Raw genomic sequence first — 21,778 nt, 5'->3', positions numbered from 1 at the left:
GGGCCCTTCTCGTACAGCGTCCGCTACGGCAGCTGCGCCGCCCGCGCCTCCCGGCTCTCACGCCGGTTGCCGCGGAAGGTGTTCACCCGACGGGCCGTCGCGAAGAGGGGGATCACGGCGCCCATCACGACCTGCAGCGCGCAGCCTGCCTGGAGCAGGAACGCGCCGCCCGGGGCGTCGAACGCCCAGGCCGCCAGCATGCCCATCGCTCCGACGATCCAGCTGAGCATCGCCACCGCGAGGATGCCCCGCGGCTTCGGGTACTCGACCCGGCTCACCATCAGCCAGGCGACACCGATGATCGCGAGCAGCGTGGGGACGAACGGCAGCTCCAGGAGCACGATCGAGACGACCGTCAGCGCGCCGAAGGGGCTCGGCATGCCCTGGAACATGCCGTCCTTCATGGTCACGCAGGAGAATCTCGCGAGCCGCAGCACCACCGCGAGCAGCACCGCGACCGCGGCCACCGCCGAGACCTTCTGCTGCGCGCCGTCCGGGACCGCGACCATTCCGTACACGAGTACGAAGTAGGCCGGGGCCAGACCGAAGCTGATCAGGTCCGACAGGTTGTCGAGCTCCGCGCCCATCGGCGACGAGCGCAGCTTGCGCGCCACGATGCCGTCGAAGAGGTCGAAGATCGCCGCGGCGAGCATCAGGATCACGGCGGTGGCGGCGCTGTTGCGCGCCATGCCGGTCTCCGCGCTGCCCGTGAGGTGCGGGATGAGGATTCCGGTGGTGGTGAAGTACACCGCCATGAATCCACACGTGGCGTTACCGAGCGTGAGGGCGTCCGCTATGGACAGCCTCAGCGACAACGGCATCTCCTCGGTCTCGTCGACCTCGTCCGCATCGGTGCCGGCGACCCAGTCGGCGGCCCGTGTGTCGGGATCAATCACGGTCAATGCGAGTCACCCCCGCTGTGGTGACCTGACCGACCTCGACGTCGACCTCGACACCCTCGGGGAGGTAGATGTCGACGCGAGAGCCGAAGCGGATCAGACCGATGCGGTCACCCTGCTCGACCTTCGTCCCCTGCGGGATGTACGGCACGATGCGCCGGGCGACGGCACCCGCGATCTGCACCATCTCGATGTCGCCGAGCTCGGTGTCGAAGTGCCAGACAACGCGCTCGTTGTTCTCGCTCTCCTTGTTGAACGCCGGGACGAACCCGCCGGGGATGTGCTCCACGGACGTCACGGTGCCGGCCAGCGGCGCCCGGTTGACGTGGACGTTCAGCGGGCTCATGAAGATGGCGACCCGGGTGCGTCCGTCCTTCCACGGCATGATGCTCTGCACCACACCGTCGGCGGGGGAGATGACCCGGCCCTGAGCGATCTCACGCTCGGGGTCGCGGAAGAACCACAGCATGCCGGCCGCGAGAGCGGTGGTCGGCACGGCGATGGCCGCGGCCCGCCTCGACTTGCGCGCGCGCACGAGACTGAGCGCCGCGGTGGCGACGGTCGGCAGAAGCCACGGCGATGCTCCGCGCGCGAGGCGTACGCCGGAGAGGCTGTCGCGGTGTGCAGAGGTTTGGCTGTGGGGCATGGATGACCTTCGTAGCGGATGATGCCGCACTGGCAACGGGGACGGCGGCTTTCCCGCGATGTTATCGGTTGCGGGGCGCAACTGGGTAAGCCAGGAACCGAGTCGACGGCCGGAAGACGAACACAGGGTGTGATCTTCTTCGCGGCCGTAACGACTCAAAGCCGACAATCAACCCTGGAAACGGTACTCCTCGAGGAGTCGGCGACCAATGATCATTTTCTGGATCTCGGCGGTACCTTCACCGATGAGCAGCATCGGAGCCTCGCGGTAGAGGCGCTCGATCTCGTACTCCTTGGAGAACCCGTACCCGCCGTGGATACGGAAGGCATCCTCCACGACCTCCTTGCAGTATTCGGAGGCGAGGTACTTCGCCATCCCTGCTTCGAGGTCGTTTCGTTCCCCGGAGTCCTTTTTGCGTGCTGCGTTCACCATCATGGCATGCGCGGCCTCGACCTTGGTAGCCATCTCGGCCAGCTTGAACTGGATCGCCTGGTGCTCGGCGATCGGCTTGCCGAAAGTGTGACGTTGCTGGGCGTACGAGACACCCAGTTCGAAGGCACGCTGAGCGACGCCGCAGCCACGCGCCGCCACGTTCACGCGGCCCACCTCGACGCCGTCCATCATTTGGTAAAACCCTCGGCCGGTGGTGCCGCCGAGGACCCGATTGGCCGGAATGCGCAGTCCGTCCATGATGAGTTCGGTCGTGTCGACGCCCTTGTAACCCATCTTGTCGATCTTCCCGGGGATGGTGAGGCCGGGGCGGACCTCTCCGAAGCCGGGCTCCTTCTCGACGAGGAAGGTCGTCATCGACTTGTGGGGGGCGGTGCCCTCCGGGTGTCCTTCGTCACTTCGGACGAGAACGGCGACCAGCGTGGACGTCCCGCCGTTCGTCAGCCACATCTTCTGACCGTTGAGGACGTACTCGTCGCCGTCCTTGACCGCCTTCGACGTGATGGCCGACACGTCCGAGCCGAGCGCCGGCTCCGACATCGAGAACGCGCCACGCGTCTCGCCGGCCGCCATCCGCGGAAGGAAGTACTCCTTCTGCTCCTGCGTGCCGTGCTGCTTCAGCATGTACGCCACGATGAAGTGCGTGTTGATGATGCCGGAGACCGACATCCAGCCGCGGGCGATCTCCTCCACGCACAGCGCGTAGGTGAGGAGCGACTCACCCAGGCCGCCGTACTCCTCGGGGATCATCAGACCGAAGAGACCGAGTTCCTTCAGCCCGTCGACGATCTGCTGGGGGTACTCGTCACGGTGCTCCAGCTCGGTCGCGACCGGGATGATCTCCTTGTCGACGAACTCCCGGACGGTCTTGAGGATCTCCTGCTGGACGTCCGTGAGCCCGGCGGTCTGGGCGAGTCGGGCCATGGCTACTTCTCCGTCTTCTTGGCGGGCTCGATCAGCGTGGGGCGGCCGGGCTGCTCGCCGCCGCGCTCCTTGATGTACGTCTCGGTGGGGACCATCACCTTGCGGCGGAAGACACACACGAGGGTGCCGTCCTGCTTGTAGCCCTTGGTCTCGACGTAGACGATGCCGCGGTCGTTCTTCGACTTCGACGGGGTCTTGTCGAGGACCGTGGTCTCGCCGTAGATCGTGTCGCCGTGGAAGGTCGGCGCCACGTGCCGCAGCGACTCGATCTCCAGGTTGGCGATGGCCTTGCCGGAGACGTCCGGCACGGACATGCCGAGCAGCAACGAGTAGATGTAGTTGCCGACGACGACGTTCTTCCCGAAGTCCGTCGTGTTCTCGGCGTAGTTCACATCCATGTGCAGCGGATGGTGGTTCATCGTCAGCAGGCAGAAGAGGTGGTCGTCGTACTCGGTGACCGTCTTCCCGGGCCAGTGCTTGTAGACGGCACCGACTTCGAACTCTTCGTAGGTACGGCCGAACTGCATGGTCCTACGCCTCCGGGATCTCGAACTTGCTGGTGCGCTGCATGCCGGCGGCGCGGCCCTTGCCCGAGATGACCAGGGCCATCTTGCGGGAGGCCTCGTCGATCATCTCGTCGCCGAGCATCGCGGAGCCCTTCTTCCCGCCGGCCTCGGACGTGTAGTAGTCGTACGCGTCCAGGATGAGCTCGGCGTGGTCGAAGTCCTCCTGCGAGGGCGAGAAGATCTCGTTCGCGGCGGCGACCTGGTCCGGGTGCAGCACCCACTTGCCGTCGAATCCGAGGGCGGCGGCGCGCTGAGCGACGGCCTTGTAGCCCTCGGGGTTGCGGATCTGCAGGTAGGGGCCGTCGATCGCCTGCAGGTTGTTGGCGCGGGCGGCCATCAGGATGGCCATCAGGATGTAGTGGTACGCGTCGGCGCCGTAGCCGGGCGGCTGCTCGCCCACGACAAGGGACTTCATGTTGATGGAGGCCATGAAGTCGGCCGGGCCGAAGATGATCGTCTCGACGCGCGGGGAGGCCTGCGCGATCGCGTTGACGTTGTTGAGGCCCTGGGCGTTCTCGATCTGCGCCTCGATGCCGATCTTGCCGACCTCGAAGCCCATCGTCTTCTCGATCTGCGTGAGCAGCAGGTCGAGCGCCACGATCTGCTGGGCGTCCTGGACCTTGGGCAGCATGATGCAGTCGAGGTTCTGGCCGGCGCCCTCGACGACCGTGACGACGTCACGGTAGGTCCAGTGGGTCGTCCAGTCGTTGACGCGGACCACACGGGTCTTGCCGGTCCAGTCGCCCTCGTTGAGGAACTTCACGATGGTGTGCCGGGCCTCGGGCTTGGCCAGCGGCGCGCACGCGTCCTCCAGGTCGAGGAAGACCTGGTCGGCGGCGAGGCCCTGGGCCTTCTCCAGGAAGCGCGGGTTGGAGCCGGGGACCGCCAGGCAGGAGCGGCGGGGGCGCAGCCGGTTCACGGGGGACGCGGGGCTGGTCATGCGGGAACCTCCAGGGGGTCGAGCTTGTTCGCTGTCCGGATCTCGTCGACGATACGGCCGATGATCTCCGTGATACCGAAGTCCTTCGGTGTGAAGACGGCGGCCACACCCGCCCGCTTCAGTTCTGCGGCGTCGGCGTTGGGGATGATCCCGCCGACGATGACCGGAACGTCGGTCGCGCCCGCCTCGCGGAGGCGGTCGAGGACGTCCGGGACCAGCTCGGCGTGCGAGCCGGAGAGGATCGAGAGACCGACGCAGTGCACGTCCTCGGCGAGGGCCGCGTTCACGATCTGCTCGGGGGTCAGCCGGATGCCCTGGTAGACCACCTCGAAACCGGCGTCACGCGCGCGTACGGCGATCTGCTCGGCCCCGTTGGAGTGTCCGTCGAGCCCCGGCTTGCCGACGAGCAGCCGCAGCCGCCCGCAGCCGAGCTCCTCGGCGGTCCGCGCCACCTTCTCCCGTACGAGAGCCAGCGGCGTGCCCGCCTCGGCCGTCACGGCGACCGGAGCGGAGGACACGCCCGTGGGGGCGCGGAACTCGCCGAAGACGTCCCGCAGCGCCCAGGACCACTCCCCGGTCGTGACGCCCGCACGCGCGCACTCCAGGGTGGCGGCGAAGAGGTTGCCGTCGCCGGCGGCCGTCGCCTTCAGCTTCGCCAGGGATTCCTGGGCGCGGGTCTCGTCGCGGTTGTCGCGCCACTCGTGGAGGGCTGCGACGACCCGCGCCTCGTTCGCCGGGTCCACCGTCATGATGGCGGTGTCCAGATCGGCGGTGAGGGGGTTCTCCTCGGTCGCCTGGAAGATGTTGACGCCGATGATCTTCTCGTCGCCCGCCTCGATCCGGGCGCGCCGCTCGGCGTGCGAGGAGACCAGCTGCGACTTGAGGTAGCCGGACTCGACGGCGGCCATCGCGCCGCCCATCTCCTGGATCCGCCCGATCTCGGCCAGGCACTCCTCGACGAGCGACTCGACCTTGGCCTCGATCACATGCGAGCCGGCGAAGATGTCCTCGTACTCCAGGAGGTCCGACTCGTGGGCGAGGACCTGCTGGATGCGGAGCGACCACTGCTGGTCCCAGGGCCGGGGCAGACCGAGCGCCTCGTTCCAGGCGGGGAGCTGCACGGCACGCGCGCGGGCGTCCTTGGAGAGGGTGACGGCCAGCATCTCCAGGACGATCCGCTGGACGTTGTTCTCCGGCTGGGCCTCGGTCAGGCCGAGCGAGTTGACCTGCACGCCGTAGCGGAACCGGCGCTGCTTCTCGTTCTCGATGCCGTACCGCTCGCGGGTGATCTTGTCCCAGATGCGGCCGAAGGCGCGCATCTTGCACATCTCCTCGATGAAGCGGACGCCCGCGTTCACGAAGAAGGAGATACGGGCGACGACCTCGCCGAAGCGGTCCGCCGGGACCTGTCCGGAGTCCCGTACCGCGTCGAGCACCGCGATCGCGGTGGACATCGCGTACGAGATCTCCTGGACCGGGGTCGCCCCCGCCTCCTGCAGGTGGTAGCTGCAGATGTTGATCGGGTTCCACTTCGGGATGCTGTTCACCGTGTAGGTGATCATGTCCGTCGTGAGGCGGAGGGAGGGGCCGGGCGGGAAGACGTGCGTCCCGCGCGACAGGTACTCCTTCACGATGTCGTTCTGGGTGGTGCCCTGGAGCCGGGTGACGTCCGCCCCCTGCTCCTCCGCGACCACCTGGTAGAGCGCCAGGAGCCACATCGCCGTGGCGTTGATGGTCATCGAGGTGTTCATCTGGTCCAGGGGGATGTCCTGGAACAGCCGCCGCATGTCACCGAGGTGCGAGACCGGGACCCCGACCCGGCCGACCTCGCCGCGGGCGAGGATGTGGTCGGGGTCGTAGCCGGTCTGCGTCGGCAGGTCGAACGCGACCGAGAGGCCGGTCTGCCCCTTGGCGAGGTTGCGCCGGTACAGCTCGTTGGACGCCTCGGCGGTCGAGTGACCGGCGTACGTCCGCATGAGCCACGGCCGGTCCTTCTGGCGCTCAGTCATCTATGGTCCCGGGCTCAGATGTTGCGGAAGCGGTTGATGGCGTCGATGTGCTTCTCGCGCATCTCCGGGTCGCGCACGCCCAGGCCCTCCTGGGGCGCGAGGGCGAGGACGCCGACCTTGCCCTGGTGGAGGTTGCGGTGCACGTCGTAGGCGGCCTGGCCGGTCTCCTCCAGGGAGTAGACCTTCGACAGGGTCGGGTGGATCTTGCCCTTGGCGATGAGACGGTTCGCCTCCCACGCCTCGCGGTAGTTCGCGAAGTGCGAGCCGATGATGCGCTTCAGCGACATCCACAGGTAGCGGTTGTCGTACTCGTGCATGTAGCCCGAGGTCGAGGCGCAGGTGGTGATCGTGCCGCCCTTGCGGGTGACGTACACCGAGGCGCCGAAGGTCTCGCGGCCCGGGTGCTCGAAGACGATGTCGATGTCCTCGCCGCCGGTCAGCTCACGGATCTTCGAGCCGAAGCGCTTCCACTCCTTGGGGTCCTGGGTGTGCTCGTCCTTCCAGAACTTGTAGCCCTCGGCGTTGCGGTCGATGACCGCGTCCGCGCCCATCGCCCGGCAGATGTCGGCCTTCTCGGGGGAGGAGACGACGCAGATCGGGTTGGCGCCGCCGGCAAGGGCGAACTGGGTGGCGTACGAACCGAGTCCGCCGCTCGCGCCCCAGATCAGGACGTTGTCGCCCTGCTTCATGCCGGCGCCGTTGCGGGAGACCAGCTGGCGGTACGCGGTGGAGTTGACGAGACCGGGGGAGGCCGCCTCCTCCCAGCTCAGGTGGTCGGGCTTCGGCATCAGCTGGTTCGACTTGACGAGGGCGATCTCGGCGAGGCCGCCGAAGTTGGTCTCGAAGCCCCAGATGCGCTGCTCGGGGTCGAGCATCGTGTCGTTGTGGCCGTCCGAGGACTCCAGCTCGACCGAGAGACAGTGCGCGACGACCTCGTCGCCCGGCTTCCACGAGTTCACGCCGGGGCCGGTGCGCAGCACGACGCCCGCGAGGTCGGAGCCGATGATGTGGTACGGGAGGTCGTGGCGCTTGCTGAGGTCGCTGAGCCGCCCGTAGCGCTCCAGGAAGCCGAAGGTCGACACCGGCTCGAAGATCGAGGTCCAGACCGAGTTGTAGTTGACGGAGCTCGCCATGACGGCGACCAGGGCCTCGCCCGGGCCGAGCTCGGGCAGCGGCACGTCGTCGAGGTGGAGCGACTTGCGCGGGTCCTTGTCACGGCTGGCGAGCCCGGCGAACATCTCCGTCTCGTCCTTGTGGACGGTGACGGCCCGGTACGACTCGGGGAGCGAGATGTTCGCGAAGTCGGCGGACGTGGAGTCCGGCGACTGGATCGCGTCCAGGATGTCCTTCACGGTGTGCCTCCGGCGGTGCGGCGTCCGAGGGGGGACGCGCTGAGGGTCTCGTCTTGGGTGCTGCTGTGGAGGTGTGCCGTCGGTTCGGCGGGTGGAGCGGCTGCGCCTGGTGAGCGCGGTGGTGCCCCGAGGGGCAGGTGCCTGTGACGCAGGCGTCCGGGCGCACATTCACGATCGCTTGTGGGGACAGCCGGCGCACGAGGAGACCTCTGCGCGCCGGCCGCCCGGACACCCTCAACGTATGGCACGCCGTGTCACGTGACAAGGCACTGCGTGCCAACAATTTCACTCATATGCAATCCGCCGGTCACAGGTGAGCGATGATCGATCGAAGCAGGGGTCAAAACGGACGAAGGCCGCCCCCTTTCCAGGGGGCGGCCTTCGTTTTTCGGTCTGCTCTGGTTCAGCGCTTCCGCAGGGCCTGCTGGATCGTCCGCATGACCTCGTCCAGGGGGGCGTCCGTACGGGCCACGGCGACCACCACGTCGCCCTCCGTGGACGCCATGGCGACGGGGGCCGGGGGAGCCGGCTGCGAGGACGTGGTGGGCCGGGCGCCTATGCCCGAGCCGAAGGTCTCCCGGACGATCGCGAAGGCGTGGTCCAGCTGGGCCTCCACGTCGCCCTGGCCGCCCGCCCGCAGCCAGCGGCGCAGGACGTGGTTGTGGGCCGTGACGACCGCCGACGCCGCCACCTCCGCGAGCAGCGGGTCGTCGTTGCCGTCGTGGTGGTCCCGCTCGTCGAAGTGCCCGAGGAGATAGCGGGTGAACAGCCGCTCGTAGCGGGCCACCGAGGCGATCTCCCGCTCCCGCAGCGTCGGCACCTCACGGGTGAGCCGGTACCGCTCCACGGAGACCGCGGGCGACCCCGCGTACATCTTCATGACTTCCTTGATGCCCCGGCACACCGTGTCGAGCGGGTGCTCGTGCGGCGGCGCCGCGTTCAGCACCGCCTCGGCCCGCACCAGCGTGTCGTCGTGGTCGGGGAAGATCGCCTCTTCCTTGGAGCGGAAGTGGCGGAAGAAGGTCCGCCGCGCGACCCCGGCCGTGGCCGCGATCTCGTCGACCGTCGTGGCCTCGTACCCCTTGGTCGCGAAGAGCTCCATCGCGGCCGCGGCGAGTTCCCGGCGCATCTTGAGCCGCTGGGCGGCGGCACGAGTACCGGCCGCGCTCTCCGGAGCGTCGGTCGGCAAGGTGGCACGGGGTGTCTTCGCGGCCTTGGGCATGGTCCGAACGTACTGCATCGGAGGGACAGTGTGCCCAGGTGGGGGCGGGGAACCCCCCGGGGCACCGACGGTGCCCGGGGGACTCAGCAGACCGCCCCAGCCGGGCGCTCCGGGCTCAGCGTCGGGCATATTCGCGGAAGCCGCGCCCCGTCTTGCGGCCCAGGCAGCCGGCGGCCACCAGGTGCTCCAGGAGCGGCGCCGGAGCCAGGCCCGGGTCGCGGAACTCGCGGTGCAGCACCTGCTCGATCGCGAGCGAGACGTCCAGACCGACCACGTCGAGCAGCTCGAACGGGCCCATCGGGTACCCGCCGCCGAGCTTCATCGCCGCGTCGATGTCGTCCAGGGTCGCGTAGTGCTCCTGGACCATCTTGATCGCGTTGTTCAGGTACGGGAAGAGCAGCGCGTTCACGATGAAGCCGGCCCGGTCGCCGCAGTCCACCGGGTGCTTGCGGATCTTCGTGGTGACCTCGCGGACGGTGGCGTGGACGTCGTCGCCGGTCAGGACCGTACGGACGATCTCGACCAGCTTCATCGCGGGCGCCGGGTTGAAGAAGTGCATCCCGATGACGTCCTGCGGACGCGAGGTCGCGCGGGCGCAGGCCACGACCGGCAGCGAGGAGGTCGTGGTGGCGAGCACCGCGCCCGGCTTGCAGATCTTGTCGAGCCGCGCGAACAGCTCCTGCTTGATCTCCAGGTCCTCGGCGACCGCCTCGACGGCCAGGTCCACCTCGGCGAAGGCGTCGAGGGTGCCCGCCGCGGTGATCAGGGCAAGCGTCGTGTCGCGTGCCTCGGCCGTCATCCTGCCCTTGTCGACCGAACGGGCCAGCGACTTGGCGATGCGGGCCTTGGCGGTGTCGGCCTTCTCCTGGGAGCGGGCGGCGAGCACGACCCCGTAACCGGCCTTGGCGAAGACCTCGGCGATGCCCGAGGCCATGGTGCCCGACCCCGCGACGCCCACGGAACGGACCTCACGGCCGGCGGCGGCCTCCGCGGAGCCGAGCGGGGTCAGCGCGTCCCGCACCACCTCGCCGGAGCCCGGCTCCGCGTACGTGTAGAAGCCGCGGCCCGACTTGCGGCCGGTCAGACCGGCCTCGCTGAGCTGCTTGAGGATCGGGGCCGGGGCGTGCAGCCGGTCGCGGGAGTCCGCGTACATGGCCTCCAGGACCGTACGGGCCGTGTCCACGCCGATCAGGTCCAGCAGCGCGAGCGGACCCATCGGAAGCCCGCAGCCCAGCCTCATCGCCGCGTCGATGTCCTCACGGGAGGCGTACTTGGCCTCGTACATGGCGGCGGCCTGGTTCAGGTAGCCGAAGAGCAGCCCGTCCGCGATGAAACCGGCCCGGTCGCCGACCGCCACCGGCTCCTTGCCGAGGTCATGGGCCAACCGGGTGACGGCGTCGACGGCCCGGGGGTCGGTCAGCACCGAGGAGACCACCTCGACCAGCTTCATGGCCTGGACCGGGGTGAAGAAGTGCAGGCCGAGGACCCGCTCCGGGTGCGCCGAGTCGGCGGCGAGCCGGGTGACGGAGAGCGCGTTGGTGCCGGTCGCCAGGATGGCGTCGGGCCTGACGATGCCGTCGAGGGCCCGGAAGACCTCCTGCTTCGCCTCGTACGACTCGGGCACGACCTCGATCACGAGATCGGCCTCGGCGGCCGCCTGGAGGTCGGAGAAGGTACGGAAGCGGGCCAGGACGTCCTGCCGCTCCTCCTCGGTGATCCGCTCACGGGCCACCGCGCGGGCGGTGGAGGCCTCCAGGGCGGCGACGGCCTGGGCGGCGGCGGTGTCGCTGATGTCGATGCCGATGACCTCGCGGCCGGCGCGGGCCAGGACATCGGCGATACCGGTGCCCATGGTGCCGAGACCGACGACGGCGATGGTGGAGAGAGGGGTGTCCATCAGGGGACTCCAGAGAGGAAGAGTGACGACTGAGGGCAGTACGTGAGGGTGGTGCCGCTGCGTGTGCGCGGAGAGAAGCGCGAAAGAGAGAAGCGGGAGAACACGCGGGGAAGGCCCTGGAAAAGAAGGGCGGTGCCCGGTGAAAGGGCGACGGACTCTGTCCCGGAGCCGCGTCGAACTGCCGAACCGACGTACGCCCACCACGGCTGCGTCACCAGGCCGTCGTGGGAAGTGCGGGGGGTGCCCCGCTCACCTGAGATTAACCGGCCGGTAACGAGCGCGCCAGTCCCGGGAAGTTGGGGAAGATGTGATCTGTATCGCGGATAGGCTCGGATTCATGGAATACGCCGAGGATCCGGAATTCTGCTCGATGATCGATCGATTGCGGGACGAGATCGAGAATGACTCCGGAGAGATCCCCGCCGCATTCGAACGGCTCGCGCGAACCGTTGATCCCGAAGAACTGCACAGCGTCCTCACCGCCCCCGGGCAACCTCTCTGGGCCCGTGAGATCGCCGCCTACACGCTCGGCGTCGCGGGCGACCCGCGCGCCTTCGAGGCGCTCGTCCTGCTCCTCAACCACCGTGACCCCGAGCGCTGCGTCACCGCCGCGCACGCCCTGACCCGGCTCGCCGACCCGCGCACCGCCCGCGCCGCCGCCGCCCTCGCCACCAACGAACTCCGCGTCGCCTACGCCCTGCTGCCGGTCCGGCTGCTCGCCGCGCTCCGCGCCCCCGAGTCCGTCCCGGCCCTCATCACCGTCCTCGAACGGCGCCTTCCGGCCGACGACCCCCACTGGCGGGTCGGCCTCGCCTGCGTCGAAGGCCTCGGGGCCCTGGGCGACCCGCGGGCACGCCCCGCCCTGGAGGCGGCGCTTCCGCACCCCCGGCTCGGCGCGGCGGCCGAGTGGTCCCTGACCCGGCTCGCCCCGGCCGCCGAGCAGGCGGACAGGTGCGGCTAACGGAGCAGACGCAGACCCGCCCCGGAGCCGTCCGCCGGGCCGGGCTCCGGACTCCGCTCAGGACTCCGCTCGGGCCTTCGCTCGGGGACGAGGGCGAACGCCTCGATCTCCAGGAGCAGTTCGGGGCGGACGAGCGCCGACACCTGCACCGCCGAACTCGCCGGCAGCGGCGCTCCCGCGAAGTACGCGTCCCGCGCGTCCCGGACCGCCGGGAGATGGGCGACGTCCGTGACGAAGTACGTCAGCTTCACCACGTCCTCGAACCCGGCGCCCGCCGCGTCGAGGCACCGGGCCAGGTTCTCGAAGACCTGCCGGGCCTGCGCCGCCGCGTCGCCCTCACCGACCACCCCGCCGGACGCGTCGAGCGCGCACTGGCCGGATATCGCGACGAAGCGGCCCGTCCCCCATACGACGTGGCTGTACTGGGGGCTGGCGGCGACGCCGTCGGGGGCGGGCACATGGGTGAGGTGGCTCGTCATGACGGACATCCTCGCGCACGCCACTGACAGTGCCCGCGTCCCCAGGGGGCGCGGGCACGGTCGACGGGCGTACGGCGACGTCAGCGCACGTGACCGAGGAGCCCGTGCAGGGTGGCGCCGATCGCCTCGGCACGCAGGACGCCGGCGCGGTCGACGGCCTTCTGCGCCGGGTCCGGACGGGGGCTCTGCTCCGCGTGCTGCTCTGGCTGCCGCTCTGCCTTCTGTTCCGCCTTCTGCTCCGCCTTCTGGCCTGTCTTCTGCCCTGCCTCGGCCCCGGCCGGAGCGACGGGGTCCGGCTCCGGCTCCGGGAGCGCGGCGCAGACCGCGTCGACCTCCGCGTCGTCCTTGCCGCGCGGGACCTTGCCCGTGGCGAGGTACTCCACCAGGTGCCCGTCCATGCAGTCGTTGCCGCCGAGCGTCACCCCGTGGTTCCCGCCGCCCTCCTCGACCACCAGGCTGGAGCCGTGCATGAGCCGGTGCAGGGCGACCCCGCCCTCGTACGGCGTCGCCGCGTCGTCCGTGGCCTGGAGGATCAGTACGGGCGGCACCTGGTCGTTGGTGACGTCCGGCGGGGTGAGGGAGTCCACCGGCCAGAACGCGCACGGCGCGTTGTACCAGGCGTTGTTCCAGGTGGAGAAGGGCGCCTTGGCGTGGACGTCCCAGTTGTCCTTGCGCCAGACGTTCCAGTCGCGGGGCCAGGCCGCGTCGCGGCACTGCACGCTCGTGTAGACCGAGTAGCCGTTGTCGCCGGCGGCGTCGGCCTCCCCGTACCGTTCGTACGCCTCCGTCAGCGGCACCGCGTCCGCGTCGTTGACGTACGCGGAGAACGCGCTCGCGAGGCGGGGCCAGTAGCCGTTGTAGTACCCGCCGGGCAGGAAGGTGTCCTCCAGCTCGCCGGGGCCGACCTTCCCGCCGGCCGGGGTGGCCCGCAGCGCGTCGCGCATCCGGTACCAGGCCGCCTCGACCGCGGCCGGGTCGGTGCCCAGCTTGTACACGGCGTCCTGCCGGGCCACCCAGGCCATGAAGTCCTTGTGGCGGGTGTCGAAGGCGTAGTCCTGCGCGATGTTGTCCTCGTACCAGACGCCGTGCGGGTTGACGACCGAGTCGAGCGCCATGCGCCGCACCCGGTCCGGGTACAGCCGCGCGTACACGGCGCCCAGGTAGGTCCCGTACGAGTAGCCGAGGTAGTTGATCTTCGGCGCGTCGAGGGCGCGGCGGATGACGTCCAGGTCCCGCGCGGTGCTCACGGTGTCGATGTACGGCAGCACGTCCGCGTACTTCTCGCCGCAGGCCGCGGCGAAGGCCTGGGCCCGTTCGACCGCGGCCCGCTCGCTCTCGGCGCCGCTCGGCACCGAGTCCGGCCGGACCGGAGCGAAGTGGCCGGGCCGGCAGTCGAGCGCCGGCTCGCTCTTGCCGACCCCGCGCGGGTCGAAGCCGATGATGTCGTACTCGGCGGCCACCTTCGGGGGCAGCGAGGCCGCCACGTACCCGGCCATGCCGCGCCCGCTGCCACCGGGCCCGCCCGGGTTCACGAGCAGCGGCCCCTGGAACTTCTCCGCGGTGTGCTGGATCCGGGTGAGCGCGAGCGTGACGGTCCGGCCGGCCGGGTCGTCGTGGTTGAGGGGCGCCTTCAGGGTGGCGCACTGGAGCTTCGGATACGCCTTCGTGGCACAGCCGGTCCAGGCGAGCGGGGGGAGCGGTCGGGGGGCCGGTTCACCGGCGCCCGCGGGGGCGGCGGGCAGGACGGTGACCGTCCCCGCGACCAGCGCTCCTGCGGCGATCAGCATTCCTGCGCGTGGGGTCATAGGGCGTTTGTGTCCCGAACGGGCCTCGGCGGGACCCTTTTCGCCGAGAGTTGACCCGAACGGAGGGGAATCCGACGGCGTGTCAGGTGACTGGTCCGATGATCGGAGGAGGCGCGGGGGAGCGGCTGGTGGTCAGAGGAGCGTGAGCTGCTCCGGGGCGGCCGCCGCCTCCGGTTCCTCCGGTACGGGTATCCGGCGCGAGGCTCCCCGGTGCGCGGGTCCGATGCCGAACTCGGCGGCGAGTTCGTGCACCTGACGGGTGATCCGGCGCTGGTACCAGGTCGGTGCGTAGGCCCCGTCCGCGTACATCCGCTCGTACCGCCGCACCAGACCGGGGTGGTGGCGCCGCAGCCACTGCATGAACCATTCGCGGGCGCCCGGCCGCAGGTGCAGGACGAGCGGGGTGACCGAGCTCGCCCCGGCCTCGGCTATCGCGCGGACCGTGTCGCGCAGCTGCTCGGGCCGGTCGCCGAGGAAGGGGACGACGGGGGCCATCAGGACCCCGCAGTCGATGCCGTGCTCGCCGAGCGTGCGGACCACGTCGAGGCGTCGCTGCGGGGAGGGGGTGCCGGGTTCGATCGTGCGCCAGAGCTCCTGGTCGGTGAAGCCGACGGAGACGGAGATGCCGACCTCGGTGACGCGGGCCGCCTCGGTGAGGAGCTCCAGATCGCGCAGGATCAGCGTGCCCTTGGTGAGGATCGAGAACGGGTTCGCGTGGTCCCGCAGGGCGGTGAGGATGCCCGGCATCAGGCGGTAGCGGCCCTCCGCCCGCTGGTAGCAGTCCACGTTGGTGCCCATGGCGACGTGCGCGCCCTGCCAGCGGGGGGAGGCGAGCTGGCGGGCCAGCACCTCGGGGGCGTTGATCTTGACGACGATCTGGGAGTCGAATCCGAGGCCGGTGTCGAGGTCGAGATAGCTGTGGGTCTTGCGCGCGAAACAGTACACACACGCGTGCGTGCAGCCCCGGAACGGATTGACCGTCCATTCGAACGGCATGCGGGAGGCGCCCGGCACCCGGTTGAGGATCGAGCGGGCACGGACCTCGTGGAAGGTGATGCCCCGGAACTCGGGGGTGTCGAAGGTGCGGGTGGTGACCGCGTCCGTGCCGAACAGCGCGATGTCGGCGGGAGCGGCAGGGGTGTCGCCCAGATTGTCCCAGCGCATGGACGCCTCCTCGATGGCTCTGCCTCGGCTCCGCATCGACTCCGCGTCGGCCGTTCGACCAGAATAGAACAACTGTTCCCTTGATCGTCGCAACCCGGATTTCGCACCCCGGAGCCCACGTGGTTCCCTAGGGCCACATCCCCGAGGAACCACGAGCTGGAGGAAGTCAATGGCGCAGGTCGAGGCCACGACGGAACGAATCATCGCCGCGGACGCGGAGACGGTGTTCGACGCGCTGGCCGACTACAGCGGCACGCGCGCGAAGGTGCTCCCCGAGCACTTCAGCGAGTACGAGGTGCGCGAGGGCGGCGATGGCGAGGGCACCCTCGTCCACTGGAAGCTCCAGGCCACCAGCAAGCGCGTCCGCGACTGCCTCCTGGAGGTCACCGAGCCCACCGACGGGCAGCTCGTCGAGAAGGACCGCAACTCCTCCATGGTCACCACCTGGACCGTGACCCCCGCCGGCGAGGGCAAGTCCCGCGCCGTCGTCACGAGCGTCTGGGACGGCGCCGGCGGCGTCGGAGGCTTCTTCGAGCGGACCTTCGCGCCCAAGGGCCTCGGCCGGATCTACGACGCCCTGCTCGCCAAGCTGGCGGACGAGGTCGAGAAGTAACGCCCTGAGCGTTCACCGATTCGAGTGGATCGCCCGCGCCCCCGGTTACTCGCGCCCGCGCGCGACGGGGGCGCGGGCACTCTCGTAAACACGCTGATGAGCGACCCAAGTGCGCCGTACCGTCGGGATGTTCGGCGCCCCGGGGGCCACTGACCTCCCGTCCCGCCCGACTTGCTCCCCCTTCGTGCCCAATGCGAAGAATGGCGCGGCGCAGACGCCGTGACGAGGGGAGCAGTACGTGGGTGCGATCACGATGGCGAAAGCCGCCGACGGTGCTGAGGGCGCTGCCGGTGCGGTGGACGCGGAACCCCTCGCCGCGGGCGGTCCGCCCGCCGGCCTCGCGCCGTCCGCCGGCCAGGGAGCCGCCGCACTCGACCCCCGCCGCGTCCGGCTCGTCTTCTGCGGCCTCATGCTCGCGCTGCTCCTCGCCGCGCTCGAGCAGATGATCGTGGCCACCGCCCTGCCGAAGATCGTCGGCGAGCTCCAGGGCCTCGACCGGATGTCCTGGGCGATCACCGCCTACCTGCTGACCTCCACCATCGGCCTGCCCATCTACGGAAAGCTCGGCGACCTCCTCGGCCGCAAGAGCGTCTTCCTCTTCGCCATCGTCGTCTTCGTCATCGGCTCCGGCCTCGCGGGCTGGTCCCGCAGCATGGACGAACTCATCGCCTTCCGCGCGATCCAGGGCGTCGGCGCCGGCGGCCTGATGATCGGCGTCCAGGCGATCATCGCCGACATCGTCCCGGCCAGGGAACGCGGCCGGTACATGGGCCTGATCGGCGCTGCCTTCGGTCTCGCCTCCGTCGCGGGACCCCTGCTCGGCGGCTTCTTCACCGACCACGTGTCCTGGCGCTGGTGCTTCTACTTCAACGTCCCCTTCGGGCTCGTCACCCTCGCCGTCGTCGCCGTCGTCCTCAAACTCCCCAAGCCCACGGCCCGCGCCCGCTTCGACGTCCTCGGCGCGGTGCTCCTCGCCGCCGCCTCCACCTGCATCGTCCTGCTGACCAGCTGGGGCGGCACCGAGTACGCCTGGGACTCCCGGGTCATCCTCGCCCTCGCCTGCGGCGCCGCCGGAACGACCCTGCTCTTCCTGGTCGTCGAACACCTCGCGCCCGAACCGCTCATCCCGCTCCGGCTCTTCCGCGACTCCGTCTTCACCGTCACCGCCCTCGTCGGCGCCGTCGTCGGCATCGCGCTCTTCGGCGCCGCCAGCTACCTCCCCAGCTTCCTGCAGATGGTCGAGGGCGCCACCGCCACTGAGTCCGGCCTCCTGATGCTGCCCCTCATGGGCGGCATCGTCATCGCCTCCGTCGTCTCCGGCCAGCTCATCAGCCGGACCGGCCACTACAAGATCTATCCGGTCCTCGGCGGGGCCGTCTCCGTCCTCGGCATGTGGCTGCTCTCCCGGATGGACACCGACACCCCGCGCCTCCAGCACAGCCTCTGGCAGGCCGTCCTCGGCACCGGGATCGGCCTCGTCATGCCGGTCCTCATCCTCGCCGTCCAGAACTCCGTGCGCCCCGCGGACCTCGGCACCGCCACCAGCGCCCACAACTACTTCCGACAGATCGGCGGCAGCGTCGGCGCCGCCGTCTTCGGCACCCTCTTCGCCTCCCGGCTCGACGACGCCCTCGCCGACCGGCTCTCCGGCGTCCTCTCCGGCGGCCCGACGTCCCTGCCGCCGGCCGAGTCGATCACCCCGCAGACGGTGCACACCCTGCCGCCCGCCGTGCGCGACGCCTACATCCAGGCGTACGCGGACGCGATGCCGCGCATCTTCCTCTACCTCGTGCCGGTCCTCGTGCTCGGCCTCGTCCTCGCCTTCTTCCTCAAGGAGAAACCGCTGGTGTCCCACCACAGCCCCACCACCGAGGCCACCGGGGCCGACGACTTCGGCGGCGTCCAGGCCGTCCCGCACGCCCGGCACGCCGCTACCGCTCCCGCCCCCGTCGCCGCGCCACCGCACTCCGGCGTCGCGGTCTGCGGCACGGTCCAGCACCACGACGGCAGCCGGGTCCCGCGCGCCGCCCTCACCCTCATCGACGTCCAGGGCCGGCAGGTGGGCCGCGGGGCCAGCGGCGAGGACGGGCGGTACGCGCTGAGCGTCCCCGGCGGCGGAGCGTACGTCCTGATCGCGGCGGCCGGCGGACACCAGCCCCAGGCCGTCTCGGTGACCGTCGGCGACCGGCCGATCGACCTCGACGTCGTCCTCGGCGGAGCCGGGCGGCTCGCGGGCAGCGTCGTCACCGCGGACGGGACGCCCGTACGGGACGCGGCCGTCACCCTCACCGACGTGCGCGGCGAGGTCGTCGCCTCCACCCGCAGCGGACGCGAGGGCGGATACGTCATCACCGAACTGGTCGCGGGGGAGTACACGCTCGCCGCCAGCGCCCCCGCCTTCCGTCCCGCCGCGCTCCCGGTGAGCGTCCAGGCCTCCCGAGAGACCCGCCAGGACATCGAACTGGCCGGCGGCGCCGTGCTGCGCGGCACCGTACGGGCCGGCGGCGGGCGCCCCGTCGAGGACGCCCGCGTCACCCTGCTGGACGCCGCGGGGAACGTCGTCGACACCCTCACCACCGGCCCCGACGGGATCTTCCGCTTCGTGGACCTCTCCTCCGGCGAGTACACGGTCATCGCCGCCGGGTACCCGCCGGTCGCGACCGTCCTCCAGATGGCCGGCGGGGGCCGCACCGAGCGCGACCTCCAGCTCGGTCACCAGGACTGAGACCCCCGGGGGAGTGTCTGTCAGGAGGAGGCGGTCGTCGCCTTGCGCAGCGCGCTGATGCAGGTGCCGATCGCCTCCTGGAGGGCTTCGAGGCGCTGGAGCATGTCGGCCTCGTAGATGTCCTCCTCCATCACCTCGTCCAGGGTCAGTTCCTCGAAGACCTTCGTCGCCTTCTGCAGGCTGTTGTAGAACTTCGTCCGCCGCTCCTGGACGCGGAGCGCGGGATCCTCCTCGACCGCCTTCGCCACCAGGCCCTTCACCGTGTCGTACGCCTCACCGGCCCACTCGCCCGCCTCCTCGGAGTCGTCGAGCTCGTCGAGGAGGGACAGGTGCCGCTCCGCCTCGGCGCGCAGCTCGGCCGGGGCGTCCACGGTCTGCCCGGCGGGGGTCCTGATCTGCCCGTTCTCGACGATCTGGCGCACGTACCCGATGCGGTCGGCCGCCTTCGCCTCGCTCGCCACCGCCTTCTTCAGGTCGTCGGTCCGCGCGATGGCGCGGGCCATCTCGGTCTGGAGGGCCGGGTCCTCCTTCATCCGGTCGAGCAGCGCGCCGCGCGCGGCCTCCGCCGTCCCGGGGTCGGCGAGGATCGCGGCCCGCAGCGCCGTCGGGTTCTCCGCGACCTCCAGGGCCTTCGTCGGCCGGATGCCCTCGGCCTCGGCCGCCGCGCTGATCGCCTGCCCGCGCACCGACGAGGCGCTGTTGCGGGAGGTGTAGTACGAGAGCCAGACGTCCGCGTCGGGCAGCTCGATGTCCTCACCGGGGACGAGCACCTCGAACTGCGGGATCAGACCGTCGTCGGCCGCCATGTCCCAGGCCTTGTAGTAGCGCATCACCCGCTCGGGGGAGCACCCCGCGAGCTCCGCGAAGGCCTTCGCGGAGACCTTCGTCCGGGCCGTCCCCTCGGCGGCCTGGCCGCCGGGCCGGACGCTCCGCGCCACCTTGAGGGCGAAGGTCCAGCCGCCCGTGCGCGCGTACACCCCGAAGTCCCGGGCGTCACGGACCACGACGGGGTCGTGGTCCCGGTCGTGCTCGTCGGCCGCGTCCTGGACTTCCGGTACGTCCCGCGGCGCCTCCCGGGGCTCGGGAGACGACGGCTCCCAGAACTCCGGCTCGGAGATCGCCGCGACGGTCTCGGGTTCGGGGGAGGTTTCGGACGGGGTGAAGGCGATGGTCACCGAGAGCGCTCCGGAAGGTCGGCGAGGACGAGTGCGGCCGACAGCCTATACGCACCCGTTGACGGCAATTCGTCCGATTCGAAGCTCCGGCAAACCGGTGGCGGTACGGGCGACGTGCAGGGCACCATGCCTCCATGACCTACCGAATCGAGCTCCACCCCGCGCGTTGAGCGCCCCGCACGAGCGCCCGACGCTCGCACCCGCGCTGTACGCGTACGCCAAGGGCCTGCACGACAGCGACCCCGACGGGCCGCCGCCCCAGGGCGGCCACCCCGTCCCCGACACGGCACTCCCGGGCCGCAGGCGCCCCGGCCTCAGTTTCCGGGAGGCCCGCGCCGCGATCACCGACACCCTGCTCCCGTTCCTCGACGCCCCCGACCCCGCACGGGCCGTCGCCGAGGCGGAACGCGCGCTCGCCGCGACGGGCGCCGTCCGCGGGCAGGCCGTCTTCCACACGGCGGCGGCCATCGAACCGCCCGAGGAACCCGCCGCCCGTACCCTCGCCCGATCCTTCGCCCGCCACCTCGTCCGGACCGGAACGACCGTCCTGGGCGTCTCCGCCGGACTCGGGCTCCTGAGCCGGCTCGGGGAACCCGAGGACGTCCCGTACCTGCGCGTCCTCGGCCTGCTCGACGGACTCGGCCACCCCGTGGACGGGGCCCTCGCGCCCCTGGACCGGGGGGCCGCCGCCCTGATCTGGCTGATCCACCGGACCCAGGGCGAGGAACTGCGCGGTCTCGTCGAAGCCCTGGCCGCCGGAGACCGGGCGGCCGTGCTCGACCGGCTCCTGAGGCTCCCCACGGAGGCGCGGGACGTGGGGCCCGAGGAATCCCGGCGGGTCGCCGAGGCCGTCGGCCTCGCCGGGCTCCTCCGCGCGGACCCGGATCACCCCGGGCTCCTCGGTCGGGCCGTGCTGCTCCTCGGCCGGATGACCAGCAGCCGGGACTACCACGCCGAGGTCCTGCGGTACGGAGACGCCGTCGACCTGTACGAGACGGTGGCCGCCCACGCCCACCGGCTGCCCCGCGACGTGGAGCACCGGGCCCGGCTGCTCACCCTCGCCCTCGACCTGCACAGCGGCCCTTCGTACCTCCTTCCCTGGCCGCCCGGCCGGCGCGAGGCTCTCCACCGCACCCTCCTGGACACGGCGGCGTGGCCCGGGGAGGCTCCCGCCGACCCGGACGGGCGGCGGCGCGCCGAGTGGATCCACCGCACGGCACGTCAGCTGCGTGCCGCTCCGCAGGACCCGCCCCGGTTCCGGATCGAGGTGGCCGTCGCCGACCCCGGCGACCCGGACGTCGTCGAGACCCGCTTCCTGATCGACGGGAGACCCCTCATGCCGGAGGCCTTCGGGCCCGGGCCGGGGGAGTCGCCCGAGCAGCTTCTCGACAGCGGCGCCCTGCGGGCCGGGCCCGAGCCCCGGGAGGTGCGGCTCGCCGAGGCGTACTGCACCGAGGGCTGCTGCGGCGCGCTGTACGTGACGGTGCGCCGCGAGGGCGAGCACGTCGTGTGGAGCGACTGGCGGCGGCCGGGCAGTCCGGCCGTGCGGCCGGACCTCCCCGCGTACCGCTTCGACGCCGCCGCGTACGACGCCGAGATCGCCCGCGCCGAGCACGACCACGGCTGGACCTGGCCGGCCCGGCGCACCGCCCGGCTGATCACCGCCGGGCTGCGCGACCGACCCGACCTCCTCACCCGCTGGGGTCTCCGGCAGGGCTGGATCAGCTCGGACTTCCGCGACCCGGACACGACCGTGGTCACGTTCACCGGGCCGCCGCTCGGTGACCCGGGCCCGGACACGGCCAAGGGCGAGACCCGCCAATTCCTGTGGCGGCTGCCCGACGACGGGAACCCGCCGGAGCGGCGCGCGGCCGAGGCGTTGCGCCGACTGGCCGAAGAGGACCCGAGGTCCTTGGCGGGACGCTCGTAGCAGCCCGTACGGCCGTCCCGG

At 70.9% G+C, this 21,778-nt stretch carries 17 protein-coding genes; 4 read left to right on the top strand and 13 right to left on the bottom strand.

Translation table 11 applies throughout. The features are described 5' to 3' along the window. Positions 1-23: 23 nt before the first annotated feature. From pssA to ACZ4VK_RS12025, 9 genes are all read right to left on the bottom strand, one after another. Positions 24-902 (bottom strand): CDP-diacylglycerol--serine O-phosphatidyltransferase, encoded by an 879-nt coding sequence (gene pssA / locus ACZ4VK_RS12065; protein ID WP_468351155.1) that lies wholly within the window; start codon positions 900-902, stop codon positions 24-26. After that, positions 889-1,545, bottom strand: coding sequence for a phosphatidylserine decarboxylase (locus tag ACZ4VK_RS12060; RefSeq protein WP_468351154.1), 657 nt, complete (start codon positions 1,543-1,545; stop codon positions 889-891). The genes pssA and ACZ4VK_RS12060 overlap by 14 nt, the downstream gene beginning before the upstream one ends. Before the next feature lie 168 nt (positions 1,546-1,713). After that, positions 1,714-2,919 (bottom strand): acyl-CoA dehydrogenase family protein, encoded by a 1,206-nt coding sequence (locus tag ACZ4VK_RS12055; protein ID WP_468351152.1) that lies wholly within the window; start codon positions 2,917-2,919, stop codon positions 1,714-1,716. A gap of 2 nt (positions 2,920-2,921) precedes the next feature. Continuing rightward, positions 2,922-3,446, bottom strand: coding sequence for a MaoC family dehydratase (locus ACZ4VK_RS12050; protein WP_015037485.1), 525 nt, complete (start codon positions 3,444-3,446; stop codon positions 2,922-2,924). Between the two features lie 4 nt (positions 3,447-3,450). Further along, on the bottom strand, positions 3,451-4,425 hold the full coding sequence (locus ACZ4VK_RS12045; protein WP_359205018.1) for an HpcH/HpaI aldolase/citrate lyase family protein: 975 nt from the start codon (positions 4,423-4,425) through the stop codon (positions 3,451-3,453). Next, the gene (locus ACZ4VK_RS12040; RefSeq protein WP_389679718.1) at positions 4,422-6,434 is read right to left on the bottom strand and encodes a protein meaA; all 2,013 of its coding nucleotides are present in this window, start codon (positions 6,432-6,434) and stop codon (positions 4,422-4,424) included. The genes ACZ4VK_RS12045 and ACZ4VK_RS12040 overlap by 4 nt, the downstream gene beginning before the upstream one ends. A gap of 14 nt (positions 6,435-6,448) precedes the next feature. Then, positions 6,449-7,786, bottom strand: a complete 1,338-nt coding sequence (gene ccrA / locus ACZ4VK_RS12035; protein WP_468351149.1) for a crotonyl-CoA carboxylase/reductase — start codon at positions 7,784-7,786, stop codon at positions 6,449-6,451. A 403-nt stretch (positions 7,787-8,189) separates the two neighbouring features. Continuing rightward, entirely contained in the window at positions 8,190-9,008 is an 819-nt protein-coding gene (locus ACZ4VK_RS12030; RefSeq protein WP_468351147.1) for a TetR family transcriptional regulator, read from the bottom strand. A 115-nt stretch (positions 9,009-9,123) separates the two neighbouring features. Beyond that, positions 9,124-10,905 carry a 3-hydroxyacyl-CoA dehydrogenase family protein gene (locus ACZ4VK_RS12025; protein WP_468351145.1) on the bottom strand — a complete coding sequence of 594 codons (1,782 nt, stop codon included), beginning with the start codon at positions 10,903-10,905 and terminating at the stop codon, positions 9,124-9,126. Positions 10,906-11,242: 337 nt separating this feature from the next. Between ACZ4VK_RS12025 and ACZ4VK_RS12020 the strand changes: the two genes are divergently transcribed. After that, positions 11,243-11,866 (top strand): HEAT repeat domain-containing protein, encoded by a 624-nt coding sequence (locus tag ACZ4VK_RS12020; protein WP_468351143.1) that lies wholly within the window; start codon positions 11,243-11,245, stop codon positions 11,864-11,866. Here ACZ4VK_RS12020 and ACZ4VK_RS12015 read toward each other — a convergent pair. The 3 genes from ACZ4VK_RS12015 to ACZ4VK_RS12005 all read right to left on the bottom strand — a co-directional run bounded on the left by ACZ4VK_RS12015 (position 11,863) and on the right by ACZ4VK_RS12005 (position 15,314). Beyond that, complete coding sequence (locus ACZ4VK_RS12015) at positions 11,863-12,345, bottom strand: RidA family protein (protein ID WP_468351142.1); 483 nt, start codon at positions 12,343-12,345, stop codon at positions 11,863-11,865. The two genes, ACZ4VK_RS12020 and ACZ4VK_RS12015, sit on opposite strands and share 4 nt — an antisense overlap. Before the next feature lie 80 nt (positions 12,346-12,425). Further along, entirely contained in the window at positions 12,426-14,150 is a 1,725-nt protein-coding gene (locus ACZ4VK_RS12010) for an alpha/beta hydrolase (RefSeq protein WP_468351141.1), read from the bottom strand. A gap of 132 nt (positions 14,151-14,282) precedes the next feature. Further along, positions 14,283-15,314, bottom strand: a complete 1,032-nt coding sequence (locus tag ACZ4VK_RS12005; protein WP_468351140.1) for an Rv2578c family radical SAM protein — start codon at positions 15,312-15,314, stop codon at positions 14,283-14,285. 169 nt (positions 15,315-15,483) lie between these two features. Here ACZ4VK_RS12005 and ACZ4VK_RS12000 point away from each other — a divergent pair, with 169 nt between their 5' ends. Together ACZ4VK_RS12000 and ACZ4VK_RS11995 are read left to right on the top strand one after the other, a co-directional pair. Next, entirely contained in the window at positions 15,484-15,927 is a 444-nt protein-coding gene (locus tag ACZ4VK_RS12000; RefSeq protein WP_030211123.1) for an SRPBCC family protein, read from the top strand. Positions 15,928-16,180: 253 nt separating this feature from the next. Continuing rightward, positions 16,181-18,652, top strand: a complete 2,472-nt coding sequence (locus tag ACZ4VK_RS11995) for an MFS transporter (RefSeq protein WP_468352014.1) — start codon at positions 16,181-16,183, stop codon at positions 18,650-18,652. A 20-nt stretch (positions 18,653-18,672) separates the two neighbouring features. On the opposite strand, the gene ACZ4VK_RS11990 is transcribed toward ACZ4VK_RS11995, so the two are convergent. Next, the gene (locus ACZ4VK_RS11990) at positions 18,673-19,827 is read right to left on the bottom strand and encodes a hypothetical protein (RefSeq protein WP_468351139.1); all 1,155 of its coding nucleotides are present in this window, start codon (positions 19,825-19,827) and stop codon (positions 18,673-18,675) included. A 166-nt stretch (positions 19,828-19,993) separates the two neighbouring features. Between ACZ4VK_RS11990 and ACZ4VK_RS11985 the strand changes: the two genes are divergently transcribed. Then, positions 19,994-21,757, top strand: a complete 1,764-nt coding sequence (locus ACZ4VK_RS11985; RefSeq protein WP_468351137.1) for a hypothetical protein — start codon at positions 19,994-19,996, stop codon at positions 21,755-21,757. The last annotated feature ends 21 nt before the right edge of the window (positions 21,758-21,778 follow it).

The sequence above is a fragment of the Streptomyces sp. NPDC028711 genome, assembly GCF_055565415.1.
Note: the sequence above shows the minus strand (reverse complement) of the source record. Positions and strands in the feature narration are given on the sequence as shown.